At 37.6% G+C, this 12834-nt stretch carries 14 protein-coding genes; 6 read left to right on the top strand and 8 right to left on the bottom strand.

What is annotated here, in order from left to right:
- Position 1 precedes the first annotated feature (1 nt).
- From OOL07_RS05635 to OOL07_RS05625, 3 genes are read right to left on the bottom strand one after another with little or no spacing between them, the layout of a single operon-like run.
- Positions 2 to 547, bottom strand: a complete 546-nt coding sequence (locus OOL07_RS05635) for a DsrE family protein (protein ID WP_264695523.1) — start codon at positions 545 to 547, stop codon at positions 2 to 4.
- On the bottom strand, positions 544 to 1842 hold the full coding sequence (locus tag OOL07_RS05630; RefSeq protein WP_264695522.1) for an MFS transporter: 1299 nt from the start codon (positions 1840 to 1842) through the stop codon (positions 544 to 546). Before OOL07_RS05630 ends, OOL07_RS05635 begins: the two co-directional genes overlap by 4 nt.
- A 9-nt stretch (positions 1843 to 1851) precedes the next feature.
- On the bottom strand, positions 1852 to 2751 hold the full coding sequence (locus OOL07_RS05625) for a site-2 protease family protein (RefSeq protein ID WP_264695521.1): 900 nt from the start codon (positions 2749 to 2751) through the stop codon (positions 1852 to 1854).
- Positions 2752 to 2852: 101 nt separating this feature from the next.
- On the opposite strand from OOL07_RS05625, the gene leuD reads away from it, so the two are divergent.
- On the top strand, positions 2853 to 3500 hold the full coding sequence (gene leuD / locus OOL07_RS05620) for a 3-isopropylmalate dehydratase small subunit (RefSeq protein WP_264695520.1): 648 nt from the start codon (positions 2853 to 2855) through the stop codon (positions 3498 to 3500).
- A 7-nt stretch (positions 3501 to 3507) separates the two neighbouring features.
- On the top strand, positions 3508 to 4599 hold the full coding sequence (gene leuB / locus OOL07_RS05615; protein ID WP_264695519.1) for a 3-isopropylmalate dehydrogenase: 1092 nt from the start codon (positions 3508 to 3510) through the stop codon (positions 4597 to 4599).
- Here the strand turns inward: leuB and OOL07_RS05610 are convergent, their stop codons facing one another.
- Positions 4600 to 6357 (bottom strand): LTA synthase family protein, encoded by a 1758-nt coding sequence (locus OOL07_RS05610; protein WP_264695518.1) that lies wholly within the window; start codon positions 6355 to 6357, stop codon positions 4600 to 4602.
- Positions 6358 to 6650: 293 nt separating this feature from the next.
- Between OOL07_RS05610 and OOL07_RS05605 the strand changes: the two genes are divergently transcribed.
- The 4 genes from OOL07_RS05605 to OOL07_RS05590 all read left to right on the top strand — a co-directional run bounded on the left by OOL07_RS05605 (position 6651) and on the right by OOL07_RS05590 (position 11708).
- Entirely contained in the window at positions 6651 to 7673 is a 1023-nt protein-coding gene (locus tag OOL07_RS05605) for an aspartate-semialdehyde dehydrogenase (RefSeq protein ID WP_264695517.1), read from the top strand.
- Positions 7674 to 7691: 18 nt separating this feature from the next.
- Positions 7692 to 8792 (top strand): alkene reductase, encoded by a 1101-nt coding sequence (locus tag OOL07_RS05600; RefSeq protein WP_264695516.1) that lies wholly within the window; start codon positions 7692 to 7694, stop codon positions 8790 to 8792.
- A gap of 50 nt (positions 8793 to 8842) precedes the next feature.
- Positions 8843 to 11071 (top strand): FimV/HubP family polar landmark protein, encoded by a 2229-nt coding sequence (locus OOL07_RS05595; RefSeq protein ID WP_264695515.1) that lies wholly within the window; start codon positions 8843 to 8845, stop codon positions 11069 to 11071.
- Positions 11072 to 11201: 130 nt separating this feature from the next.
- Entirely contained in the window at positions 11202 to 11708 is a 507-nt protein-coding gene (locus OOL07_RS05590; RefSeq protein ID WP_264695514.1) for a type I restriction-modification system subunit M N-terminal domain-containing protein, read from the top strand.
- Here OOL07_RS05590 and OOL07_RS09280 read toward each other — a convergent pair.
- The 4 genes from OOL07_RS09280 to OOL07_RS05575 form a co-directional block, all read right to left on the bottom strand.
- The gene (locus tag OOL07_RS09280; RefSeq protein ID WP_413774105.1) at positions 11637 to 11831 is read right to left on the bottom strand and encodes an addiction module antidote protein; all 195 of its coding nucleotides are present in this window, start codon (positions 11829 to 11831) and stop codon (positions 11637 to 11639) included. The two genes, OOL07_RS05590 and OOL07_RS09280, sit on opposite strands and share 72 nt — an antisense overlap.
- A gap of 69 nt (positions 11832 to 11900) precedes the next feature.
- Entirely contained in the window at positions 11901 to 12113 is a 213-nt protein-coding gene (locus tag OOL07_RS05585) for a type II toxin-antitoxin system HicB family antitoxin (protein ID WP_264695513.1), read from the bottom strand.
- Positions 12110 to 12418 (bottom strand): helix-turn-helix domain-containing protein, encoded by a 309-nt coding sequence (locus OOL07_RS05580; RefSeq protein ID WP_264695512.1) that lies wholly within the window; start codon positions 12416 to 12418, stop codon positions 12110 to 12112. The genes OOL07_RS05585 and OOL07_RS05580 overlap by 4 nt, the downstream gene beginning before the upstream one ends.
- A complete protein-coding gene (locus tag OOL07_RS05575) occupies positions 12402 to 12722 on the bottom strand; it encodes a transcriptional regulator (protein ID WP_264695511.1) in 321 nt (106 codons plus the stop codon). Before OOL07_RS05575 ends, OOL07_RS05580 begins: the two co-directional genes overlap by 17 nt.
- Between the last annotated feature and the right edge of the window lie 112 nt (positions 12723 to 12834).

Genomic DNA, 12834 nt, shown 5'->3' with positions numbered 1-12834 from the left:
ATTAAAAAGTAACTAAAGCATAGCCTTGTTGTTGCAATTCAATACTGGTAGTCATGGCAGATAGAGCTACTTTCACTTGAGGATTAAGCCAGTTATTTTGATAACCATGAGTTGCTACTGCTTGACCACAAGCAAGTAATTCCACTCCTGCCTCGATTAGCTTTTTAATAAGTGGTGAGTTTGGATTATCTACCCCATATTTTTCTTTGTAATGAGTATCATTCAACACTGCATCGGTAGTAGAACCTGAAACGACTACAGTAAATTTAAGTTGATTTGAGGGTACGCCTGCACTGGCATATAAATTAATTGCTCTGGCTACACTGTCTAAGGCAAAATTCATTTTTTTAGGATCATCACTTCCTTTGGTTAGCCAAAACACAACTTTGTAGGTTTGGTTTTTACTTGGTTGGTGAGTAGCATGGGGTAGAGGATGTATTTTACCAACTCCTTCAATAGCAGGAGTTTGCCAAACACTATCCTCTGCAATAGCGTTTTGGTAAGTAAATAACAGGCATAATAGGGCAATAGATAATTTATGGTTCATATTGTTTCTTCCTCATTTAAACTTTCAGCATTAGGCACACTACACATAATAATAAAGCCTATAATAAAGAAAATCACAATGGTACTCATACCAATCCGTTGACTACCAGAAAAATAAGTACCCCAACCTACTAATAAAGGACCTAAAAAAGAGGTGACTTTACCAGAGAGGGCAAATAGACCAAACATCTCATTTCTTAATGTACTCGGTGCTGTTTTTGCCAAAAAAGAACGACTGGCAGCTTGTGCCGGTCCTACAAATACCCCGAGCAATAAGCCAAATAACCAAAAAAGTTTTGCAGTTTTGACCAATAAAACTAAAGTACCAAAGACCATTAACCCAATTAGGGCAATTAAAATTGCTTGTTTACTACCTATCCGATCATCAATCCATGCAAAAATACCTGCACCAAAAGCAGCAGTAATATTTAAGCTAATCCCAAACAGTAGTATATCCTGTTCACTCATATTAAAGGTCCCTGCTGCATATACCCCACCAAAAGTAAATAAGGTTGCTAGTCCTTCAATATAAAATATTCGAGCAATGAAAAAACGAACAATATAGCGATATTGGCGTATATTTTTAATAGAACTATAAAGTTGCCCTATTCCATCTTTTATTGCTTGAGATATGGGTTTTCCTATTCCTCTAGTATCAGGAGTAATTAGAAATAAAGGGAGCGAGAACAGAAAATACCATAGGGCTACCAAAAGAAAAGTAGCGCGCACTGGTTCGGCAGATTCAGTATGAAGCCCAAACCATTGTTCCCCTTTTTGAATAAAGATTAATAGAGCAATAATTAAGCAAAGCACATTACCTATATAACCAATGCCCCAACCCCAACCAGACCACCGTCCAATATGCTTTGATCCGGATAAATCAGGGAGCATAGCGTTGTAAAAAATAGAGGCAAATTCAGTTCCTAAGGTAGCTAATCCTACTAAACTTAGTGCTAGCCAAGTATAACTAGGATCTGGTTCTATCATCCATAAAAATGCAGTAGGAATAATACATAAAATAGTAAATCCAAAAACCCAAAGTTTACGCCGTCCCGACTGATCAGCAATAGCACCTAATATAGGTCCTGCAAACGCAATGATCATGCCAGCAATGCCAAGAGTATTTCCCCATTGAGCACTGCCAATGGTTTCATTTTCTGCGACCTTTTTGGTGAAATAAGCAGCAAAAACAAAAGTGGTGATAATGGCAGAAAAGGAACTACTAGCCCAATCATAAAGTGCCCATGAGAATAGAGCGCTCTTAGATACTGGATAGATAGTTTTATTTTTTTTCATATATGTTGATTATTTCCCATATCCTAAATTAGGGTGTTTATGGATTTTAAGAACTCGTAGAATTTTTATAAGAATTTTTTGATAGATAGGTAAAGCTTCAAAGGCTTCTTGAGCTAATAACCCTAATAGCTGCTGATAGCTTATTTGGGCAGATCGGTATAAAAACCATCCTATGAAAATAAACCACAAACCGCCTATTAATCCAGTACCTAAAAAAGGGATAATAGGAAAATCTAAAATTGTCGCTATTCCTATCATTATAAATAATCCTGCACAAACTTGACCTACTCGATATGCCCAAAAGGTAGCTTGCCTAATATCATGAGTCATTGCCCAAAGTACTGCTCTAAATACTCGACCCCCGTCCATAGGAAATCCTGGAATTAAATTAAATAAGCCTAGGAAAATATTGATAGGTCCTAGCCAAAATAACAAAGAAGTGGCGGGGCTTAGGGATTCTAAAACATGTGCTGAATCTACAGCTTTTATATAATCTAGATCCATTGTTAAAATACTTATTATTAAAATAATTACCCCCAGAATTATGCTAGCAATTGGTCCTGCAAGTGCCATCCATAGTTCAGCTTGCCAAGTATGAGGTTCGTGTTCTAATTGAGCTACCCCTCCAAAGACAAAAAGGGTGATATTTTTTACCTCTATCCCTTTTCTTCTGCCAATTAACGCATGAGAGAGTTCATGAATTAAAATTGATGAGATAAAAAAAAGTGCAGCTAGAGCAGATAATATCCAAATGATCCATGTATGCCAATCTGGATGCCAACTAGGAAATACACTGGTAGCCATTCCCAGAGTAATTAAAAAAAACATAATAGCAAGACTCCAGTCAAGATAAATTTTAATATAAGCAATTTGACCGCAGTATATTCTAGGAAGTAATTTAATTTTCATCTTTACATCTATGATTTTTTTATATATAACTGAAAAAAATATTTTTTATATAAAAAATATAATATAGGGCTTTATTGTATTTCTTTGGGAGTATTTTAATTATGGAACCGTTTACTTTAGTCAGAGGTCTTGTTGCACCTCTTCCTTATGCTAACGTAGATACTGACGCAATTATTCCTAAACAATTTCTAAAATCTATCAAACGTACTGGTTTTGGACCTAATTTATTTGATTCATGGCGCTACCTAGATGAGGGATTGCCAGATAACGATTGCCATAACCGACCGCTTAACCCTGATTTTATACTTAATCAGCCTCAATATAAGGATGCTAAAATTCTACTTGCTCAAAAAAACTTTGGTTGCGGATCAAGTAGAGAGCATGCGGTTTGGGCATTAGTAGATTATGGTTTTCGTGCAGTGATTGCACCCAGTTTTGCTGATATTTTTCATAACAATGCATTTAAAAATGGATTACTACCTATTGTATTGAATGAAGATAATATTAATAAGCTTTTTCAATTATCAGAAATGCAGCCTCACTGTAATTTAACTATAGATCTTCCTGCCCAAGAGGTAATTTTACCTACAGGAGAGGCACTATTTTTCGAGGTAGATGAATTTCGCAAACACTGCTTAAGTGAGGGATTAGATGATATTGGCTTAACATTACAATACGTTAATGAAATACGAGCCTATGAAGCTCAGAAGAAGCTTGAAACCCCTTGGTTATTTCAAAAACTAGGTTAAAAAATACATGACTCAGCGAATTCTAATCTTAGCAGGAGATGGGATTGGACCAGAAATTACCGCAGAGGCAGTAAAAATATTAAAATTATTACAAACCCATTGGAATCTAGATATTGCTCTAGATTTTGGTTTGATTGGTGGATGTGCCTATGATGCAACAGGTACTCCCCTTCCTGAAGAAACCCTTGGGTTAGCCAATAATGCAGATGCGATTTTACTTGGGGCAGTAGGCGGATCTAAGTGGGAATCTCTAGATATTAAAGTACGGCCAGAAAAAGGACTTTTAGGTATTCGTTCTGCTCTTGGATTGTTTGCAAACTTACGTCCAGCAATTTTATATCCCCAACTGGTTGCTGCCTCTACGTTAAAACCAGAAATCGTATCTAATCTAGATATTATGATTGTCCGAGAGCTTACAGGAGGTATTTATTTCGGTCAACCTAGGGGAATACGGCAAACTGATACAGGCGAACGAGAAGGGTTTAATACCCTTGTCTATCGAGAATCCGAAATTAGACGAATTGCTAAAGTTGCTTTTACCACTGCCATGGAGCGAGAAGGTCGTTTATGTTCAGTAGATAAAGCCAATGTCCTAGAAGCTACAGAACTTTGGCGTGAAGTTATGACTGACGTGGCTAAAGATTTTCCAAAAGTAAAATTAAGCCACATGTATGTGGATAATGCGGCAATGCAGTTAGTGCGCAATCCAAAACAATTTGATGTGATGGTCACCACTAATATGTTTGGAGATATTCTTTCAGACTGTGCTGCTATGCTTACTGGTTCTATAGGTATGCTCCCTTCAGCTTCTTTAAATGAGCAAGGTAAAGGAATGTACGAACCCATCCATGGATCAGCACCTGATATTGCTGGAAAAGGTATTGCCAATCCTTTAGCTACTATTCTATCGGTAGCGATGATGCTCCGTTATTCATTAGGCATGCCAGAGTATGCTCAGCGTATTGAAGAAGCAGTCGGTATTGTCCTTAGCCAAGGACTGCGAACCCCCGATATTTATGACTCTAATACCACTGAAGTCAGTACCGATACGATGGGAGATGCGGTTGTTTCTGTACTTACTAATTTCAGTAGTAAATAGTTACATAATATGTGTAAAGTCGATATTTTGGATACCTAATAAAATCCGCTGTAAATTAATTCGTTGAATTATTTTTTCAGCATCAGGGAGATGACCTTTAATAACTCGTGTATGATCCCCATCCAACTTAATCTGAGCATGCTCAGTACCGCAATAGGCATCAATAATATCTCGCTGATCTCCTTGAGGGCGAAGAATGCACTGTGGAGATTTAGGAGGGATAGTAAATAAATTTCCACGTCCTTGATATTGGCAACTACGATCGGTAAGCAGATAATCCAAAGAAGCAGGCATATCAGCCATTTGGGCTGTAGTAGTGATAGGTTCACCTCCATTAAATGATCCTCCTAATATGATAAGAGGTAGTAAGGCCGGTGCAGCATCCCCAAAGGCTTGGACTTCAGCTGCACGTAAAGGGGTAAGTGCCCGTTGATCACTTGTTAAGATAAGTAATCCATCTTTAAAAAAACCCTGTTGTTCAAGTTCTTTCACAAAATGTGCCACTTGGGTATCGGCAAAACGAAAAGCTGCTTGCTCCCCTTGTTGACCAGTTTCTGGATTCATAAAGGGTGGATGGGTGGTTACCGTTTCTAATACAGCCAAATAAGGGTGTTTCCTTGGTACTTCATGATCCAGCCATGTTAAAAAACGCTGATACAGCCATCCATCGTGGGCAGCGTTGAACGCAAATCTTGGCATACCTTGATAAAAGGAATGATCATCTCCCTCTATATGATGGAATCCTAGCTTTTTTAGCCATGTTCCCTTATCCATAAAATTTAAATCGCCCGTAGTAAAAAAATAGCTTTGATAGCCATCAGCTGCAAGACGCTGGGGCAAAGTAGCAGATAGCTTGTCAAAACCTGCATAACCTTCAAGGCTATGGTAGCGATTGACTGCAGGTAGAGGTACAACGCCCCCTAACAAAGCAATTAAACCATGATCAGTAGTAAAGCCATTGGAGAAAAACTGAGTCCATACGGTGCCTTTCTGAGCAAGCTGATCAAGATGAGATGTAGCATCCATAATGCCGAGTCGATCTTTGCTGTGGTACCACGACCAAGATTCGATCAACACAATAATGACATTTTGCCTTAATCCAAGTCCTTGAGTGCATACCCATGGAGGTGGTTTATAGTGAGCTTTCAGCTGTGCCTGATAAGTTTGGCTATAGACTTGATCGACCCCACTAGGAAGATTAATTTCTACTACATTGCGATACAGCCAAGGCAAAGGGTGATGTGTCATGGTAGGCAGCATATAGAGCAAAACACAAGCAAAGACGCTCATCATTAGCCATCTAATACCTTGCTGGCCTAGATAATTGGCTGCCCTTAGATGACCTATCCAGCTAATCAATAAAATGGTGTCTCCTATCAATGTGAGAATCCCAGTTATTGTGGCTAACTTGATCTCTATATAGCTCTTAATAGCTTTGAATTCTCCGCCAAATTTAATGACATCATGCCAACTCAAGCGCATGCCAAATTCAGCTAACATAATAAGATCAGCCGTAATCGCAAAAACTAACCCTATCTGTATCAATAAGGCTAACCATCTTAAATAACGAGGTAATTTAACCCATAAAATAGAGGCAATCAGGAAGATAGCGATTAAAATAAGATCATGTTGTAGCGTGGGGAGGATAAGGCATCCATGACATCCTACTGAGGCGAGATTACCTTGCTCACTAAGCAATGCCCTACCAATAGATAAAAAAATAAACAATAAAGGTAGGCTAAATAAAGCAGCAACCATCTTTTTTATACATAAATATCAAAGATTATTTGAGTAGATTTAATTTAAAATAATTAGAAAATTATCTATATATATAATTATTATTAATTATTTAATAGTAGAATAGTAGATGTTATTCTAAACTATTTAAAATATTCGTAAATGCCATAATATTCACTATAAGAAAATAAATATTTTAAAAAAATAATGCCTTATTAAGCATCAATTTATATTGTGAATAGATATTATCTAATTTCAGATAACCTACAATTTTTGTATTATTTAGTTTTATATTATTTAGGGCAATATCTTTAATGAGTAAGACATTTGATGTAGCGATCGTCGGTGCCACTGGTGCAGTTGGGCAATCCATGTTAGAAGTACTCAAACAGCGTGGATTTCCTGTTAACCAAGTTTATCCACTTGCAAGCGAGCGCTCTGCTGGAGAAAAAATTGATTTTGGTAACAAAAAACTCACAGTAGAGAACTTAGCAGATTTTGATTTTTCTAAAGTACAAATTGGGCTATTTTCTGCAGGAGCAGGGATCTCCGCAGAATATGCACCGAAAGCTGCTGCTGCAAACTGTATTGTCATCGATAATACCTCCCAATTTCGCTACGACAAGGATATTCCTCTGATTATTCCTGAAGTCAATCCTCAATCCCTTAAGGAATATAAAAATCATGGGATTATTGCTAATCCTAATTGCTCTACCATTCAAATGTTGGTTGCTTTAAAACCTATTCATGATGCGGTAGGGATTAAGCGGATTAATGTAGCCACTTACCAAGCTGTTTCAGGTACAGGTAAAGAAGCCATTGAAGAGCTTGCTTTGCAAACTTCTAACCTACTCAATGGTCGCCCGGTTTCTCCAAAAGTCTATCCTAAGCAAATTGCTTTTAATGTGCTCCCACACATTGATTCTTTCCAAGAAAATGGATACACCAAAGAAGAAATGAAAATGGTATGGGAAACTAGAAAAATTCTTGGAGACGATTCAATTCTAGTCAACCCCACAGCGGTACGAGTTCCTGTTTTCTATGGTCATTCTGAAGCGGTACATATTGAAACCCATAAGAAAATTACTGCCGCTGAAGTAAAAGAATTGCTAGAAAAAGCACCGGGTGTTTCCGTAATAGATGAGCGCAAAGATGGGGGTTATCCTACAGCAGTTACAGAAGCCTCAGGCAAAGATGGGGTATTTGTAGGGAGGATTAGGGAAGATATTTCCCATCCTCAAGGGATCAATTTATGGGTAGTTTCCGATAATGTTCGTAAGGGGGCTGCTCTCAATAGTGTACAAATTGCAGAATTACTCATTAAAGATTATTTATAAATTTAAGGAGCATATACAATGTCCGCACTTTTTGATCCTTTTAAGCTAGGAAGTTTAGAATTACCTAATCGGGTTATTTTAGCCCCAATGACGCGAAGTCGTGCTGTAGCAGGAGATGTACCAGCTCCTATGAGCATTTCCTATTATGGACAACGGGCTTCTGCAGGATTGCTTATTACGGAAGGCACGAGCGTTTCTCCTCGTTCCTGTGCCTTTGAAAAAGCACCGGGGATTTATACCGAAGCACAAATCCAAGGTTGGCAAAAAATTACGGATGAAGTGCATCGTAAGGGTGGACGAATTTTTATGCAGCTCTGGCATGGAGGTCGGGCAGGTGCTTATACTATTCTAAATGGTCAACCCCCCCTTTCTCCTTCTGGATTAAATGATGATTTAGATTCCCTCAATGTTTACGGACAGCTCGCTAATGGCTATTACACTAAAATTGTAGCCACTCCATCTCAAGCGATGACCATCACTGATATTGAGCAAACTATTGAAGCTTTTCGGATAGGGGCAATCAATGCAATCAAAGCAGGAATGGATGGGGTAGAGTTTCATGGTGCTAATGGCTATTTAATTCAGCAATTTTTATCCCCAGTCGTCAATCGTCGTGAAGATGATTATGGAGGAAGCCTAGAAAATCGCTTGCGGTTTTTGAAAAAAATTACTCAAGCAGTCATTAGTGAAATAGGTGCTCATCGGCTAGGGGTTCGCCTTTCTCCTACCGCTGCTTATAATAACGCTTTAGATCCTAATTCAAGTGAAACCTATAGTGCAGCAGCCAAAATGCTAAGCGATCTTGGAATACTCTATATCCATCTTGCTGATGCTAATACTTGGAATACCCCATCAGGAGAAATGCCACAGCTTATAGAGATGATTAAACCCAATTACCAAGGGGTGTTAATAGGCAATGGGGGTATCACGCCAGAGTCAGCAACTAACTATATTACCCAGGGCACGTTTGATCTTATTTCTTTTGGTCGATTATTTATCGCTAACCCTGATTTACCTGAACGAATTAAGCAGGGGGGAATTTACAATGAGCTTCGCTCGATAGGTTGGTGGGGCGGAACTGAGGAGGGCTATATAGATTATTCATCCCTACCAGCATAAAAATAAAATAATGATGATTCTTTGCCTTATTAAAATAAAAAAAGCAAAAGATGAAAACCACTTACCAATTTATTATTGGGTTACTCTCTATTTTTTTGTCATGGAATAGCTATAGTATCAGTCTTGGCGAGATTCAGGTTAAATCAAAATTTGGTCAGTTTTTTGAAGCAGAAATACCACTCTATGATATAGACCATATTTCTCCAAAAGAGCTCAAAATTAAACTGGCCTCAGAAGAGGAATTTATCCATGCAGGTCTAAGTTATCCTTCAATACTAAGACAGTTAAGTTTTAAACTAGGGCACAGGGATAAAAAAGTTTTTGTGTATGCTAGCTCTCAAGAACATATTCAAGAGCCTTTTATCAGTTTTTTAGTTTCAGTATCTTGGTCTAAAGGGGAGTTACTCAAAGAATATACCGTACTTTTTGATTTACCTCATGCTAATAAAGAGCAAACGCTTGCATCTGACACAGTACAAGATACTACTCATACTTACGGACCTACTACCTCTTCCGATACCCTTTGGATTATTGCCCGAAAATTACTCCCTTCCCATACCTCTACCTCTATTACTATCCAACAAATGATGCTGGCACTGCAAAAAACTAATCCTCAGGCGTTTTTTCGTGAAAACATCAATAGCCTAAAAGTAGGAAAAATACTTCAGATCCCTAGTGAAAAAGAAGTATTAGCTATTACCTCTGCCAATGAAGCGGCTAATCAAGTACAACAGCAAACGAGTAGTTGGAAAGATCAGCACAATCAATATGCCACATCAGAAAGTGCAGAACTTCATGATGATGAAGAAGATGAATTTGATTCTGAAGAGAAAGGGATAGGGTTGAGCTATACTAATCAAATTGCCATTTTAGAAGATCAAATTATTCAAATTAATAATCGACTCAGGGATCAAGATCAAACCATTCAATCTCTTATTAAGAGCATAGATAAGATAATAAATGCACAAGATACACGGATTAATTCAAATTCCATAGTCTATGATCAACCATCAAATCTAGCTACAACCACTGCTTCTGAAAAACCTAAAAATGAAGTACCGAACACGCAACCTCAGATTAGCCAACAAAAAACCCTACAAACTCCTCAACAGCCTATCCAGCCTGTCAATCAAAGTGCATCCTTTGATTTTGATTCTATCAGAACGCCTCTACTAGGGGGCAGTGGAATATTACTTGTATTTGCCTTATGGTATCGGCGAAGAAAGGCACAATTAGAAGCATATGAAGATTCATTAGCAGAGCAATCTATAGAAGCATATCCGGAAAAAGAGGGAATTAACTCAATAATCAAAGAATCTGAAGCAATATCAGAAACGAGTATAAACCAAGATGAAGCTAGTCAAATTTCTTATCAAGAATATCAAGAATATAAAGATAAAAAAAGCAGAATTTCTGGAATTATTCATGAGATAAAATCTAAATGGCAAGATTTTCGTACTAAACCGGGCCAGCCCTCTTTACCTCCTTTTAATTTAAATAATATCAAACTCCCCTTTAAATTAGGCAAAAAGAAGGAAGATGAAAGTGAGAATAACAACTTATTATGGCAAACCTTAATCAAGGAACAAATCAGCACGCCTAGTTTTCTTCACCAAGAACACTACCAAGCAGATAAGAGTGATAAAGATGATAAGCAAGCTATAGAAAATAATCTAGATCACAATAGCCAAGAAAATAGTTTGAAGAGTAAATTGCAACTGCTTCCTCCTCCAAAGCAGAAATTAGCTTCAATAGAAGTAAGAGAAATTTTTCCCTCCGACTTAAAAAAAATAGGAAGATATACCAATATAAACGGTGAGGAAACAGCTCAGACCACACAAAACAATGTAGACGAGGGCTTAAAAATAAACTTAGAAAAAAGCCCTAGTAATATTCAAAATATAGATGTGGAAACTGCTTATAATTTTGATCCTACTGATAGTCTCACGCATTTTCATCCTCTCTTAACCAAGGAAGAAAACATAGCCCGTGAAGAAATAAACCTAGCAGAAAATACAAACTACAATCTTGAAGATAATTACCAGCAAGTAAATTTTTCTGCTTACTCCTCTTATGATGAAGAAGATATTGGGTATGGTAATGAAATCAGCTTAGAGTTAAATCCTCGTACTGAGGATGATTCGCTCTCTATTGAAGCAGAACAAAATGCGGAAGAAAAAATTGATCAAGCTTTAACCCATGATAGTAAAACAGAAGAATTTGACTATCAAAATTTAAACTTAGACAACATTAAAATTATTTCCCACGGAAAAATATAGCATTCCTAACGAAGACTATGACATCTCTTCACCTCCCATGAATTCTTTCCTATGGGTTTACAACCTAGATCTACAGATTCTTTTATCTGCGTATTGATTAAATTCTCATTTTTTTAAGCACAACAACCTAATGGTACCTACCGCAAAGCAAAATAAACAAATCAAGCAAGAACCCCTAGAAATCATTTTATGGAAAGCAGCAGATAAGCTCAGAAAAAACATTGATGCGGCAGAATATAAGCATGTGGTACTGGGTTTAATTTTCTTAAAATACATTAGCGATTCTTTTGAATCCCACCATGGGTTATTGCTTGCCGGCGAAGGAGGATTTGAATGGGCAGACCCAGAAGATCGGGATGAGTATATAAAACATAATATCTTTTTTGTCCCTGAATCAGCCCGTTGGGCTTATTTACAAAATAACGCCAAACAGCCCACCATCGGGCAGATGGTAGATAGTGCGATGGAAGCTATTGAAAATGAAAATCCCCAACTAAAAGGGGTACTTCCTAAAGTTTATGCAAAACAGAACCTTGATCCTTCCCGTAACGCTTTGTATAAAGACTCACGCCCTAGTCCTGTTTCTTTTTTCTTTCGCAATATGTGCCATACCTCTCGCCCAGGCAATATCTCCTAACGCAGCAATGAATAATTCTGAGTCATTCTCTTCCAGCACAATGCTAAGGTATTCAGCAATCGCCTCTTCACTGTCAAGATAATCTGCTATATCGAAACTAGGTAAATCACTTACTTTAACCATCGCTTAAAACGCCAATGTATTTGCCAAGCTAATTGCTTTTTTATATCCTGTTGTTGTGTGGACTTATCCCTACGAGTGTTTTTTTGGTTCAATGCCACGTTCTTGGCACACAGCTAAAAACACATCCAGCGAGTTTTTACCTTCGGTTTTGAGTTCCTGAGCTGAAGAGGCATAAAAATCTGCACCACCTTTTAGACCAATAAACTCTCCCCGAAACATCTCAATTTCTGGATCATATGTTACCACCGCAGAATAGCCATCAATATTGAGAATATTTCTCATATTAACGCATCTTTAACAAAATCTGGGTTTTTGATAAATAGTTTAATTAGTGATTGTGCTGCTTTTGAGGGTTTGCGAATCCCTTGCTCCCAACTTTCCAAAGTACGAGCCGAAATACCCAAAATCTGGGCAAATTCTTTTTGGCTTAATTGGGCTTTTTGCCGAGCAAGGGCAACATCAGTTTGGGTAATGATATGGGTACGTACAGGGGTATTAGCCAGCATCTCATCCACGGCTTGTAATAATTCTGCCCCAATGTCCCGTTTTGCATCCCGTGCTTCAATTTGTTTATTTGAAAGTTCCATTGAGTTTCTCCACAAGTTGCTTTAATAGCGATTTTTTCAGCTGTGTTACGGCGCTTTTGCCATAAATGGTAAGTAACCAAATTTGACCGTTTGCCAATCGATTATAATAAATTATCCGTACACCACCACGTTTACCTATATGACTAGCTCCCCAACGAATTTTTCGGATACCACCTGCGTTAGGTTCAACATCTCCAGCTTCTGGGTTCGATGCAATAAATACTTTAAATTCGTTGTATTCATCCTCTGTCCAATAGTCAGGATAGAGTTTATTAAATAGGGTAGTTTCGCATACAGTGTACATATTGAATTATCTTATTTTTTCTTATGAAATTATACGACTTAGTCGTATTGAATTAAAGCAAAATTAATTATAAAAAATCATGAATAAAATGACCGAATCTGCCATCGAACAA

The organism is Candidatus Nitrosacidococcus sp. I8 (assembly GCF_945836005.1).
GTDB lineage: Bacteria > Pseudomonadota > Gammaproteobacteria > Nitrosococcales > Nitrosococcaceae > Nitrosacidococcus.
The sequence above is the reverse complement of the archived record's forward strand: the minus strand, read 5'-3'. Positions and strand labels throughout refer to the sequence as shown.

Coding starts and splice junctions, on each gene's coding strand:
- OOL07_RS05635 (WP_264695523.1), bottom strand. CDS start 547: ATGAACCATAAATTATCTATTGCCCTATTATGCCTGTTATTTACTTAC.
- OOL07_RS05630 (WP_264695522.1), bottom strand. CDS start 1,842: ATGAAAAAAAATAAAACTATCTATCCAGTATCTAAGAGCGCTCTATTC.
- OOL07_RS05625 (WP_264695521.1), bottom strand. CDS start 2,751: ATGAAAATTAAATTACTTCCTAGAATATACTGCGGTCAAATTGCTTAT.
- leuD (WP_264695520.1), top strand. CDS start 2,853: ATGGAACCGTTTACTTTAGTCAGAGGTCTTGTTGCACCTCTTCCTTAT.
- leuB (WP_264695519.1), top strand. CDS start 3,508: ATGACTCAGCGAATTCTAATCTTAGCAGGAGATGGGATTGGACCAGAA.
- OOL07_RS05610 (WP_264695518.1), bottom strand. CDS start 6,357: ATGGTTGCTGCTTTATTTAGCCTACCTTTATTGTTTATTTTTTTATCT.
- OOL07_RS05605 (WP_264695517.1), top strand. CDS start 6,651: ATGAGTAAGACATTTGATGTAGCGATCGTCGGTGCCACTGGTGCAGTT.
- OOL07_RS05600 (WP_264695516.1), top strand. CDS start 7,692: ATGTCCGCACTTTTTGATCCTTTTAAGCTAGGAAGTTTAGAATTACCT.
- OOL07_RS05595 (WP_264695515.1), top strand. CDS start 8,843: ATGAAAACCACTTACCAATTTATTATTGGGTTACTCTCTATTTTTTTG.
- OOL07_RS05590 (WP_264695514.1), top strand. CDS start 11,202: ATGGTACCTACCGCAAAGCAAAATAAACAAATCAAGCAAGAACCCCTA.
- OOL07_RS09280 (WP_413774105.1), bottom strand. CDS start 11,831: ATGGTTAAAGTAAGTGATTTACCTAGTTTCGATATAGCAGATTATCTT.
- OOL07_RS05585 (WP_264695513.1), bottom strand. CDS start 12,113: ATGAGAAATATTCTCAATATTGATGGCTATTCTGCGGTGGTAACATAT.
- OOL07_RS05580 (WP_264695512.1), bottom strand. CDS start 12,418: ATGGAACTTTCAAATAAACAAATTGAAGCACGGGATGCAAAACGGGAC.
- OOL07_RS05575 (WP_264695511.1), bottom strand. CDS start 12,722: ATGTACACTGTATGCGAAACTACCCTATTTAATAAACTCTATCCTGAC.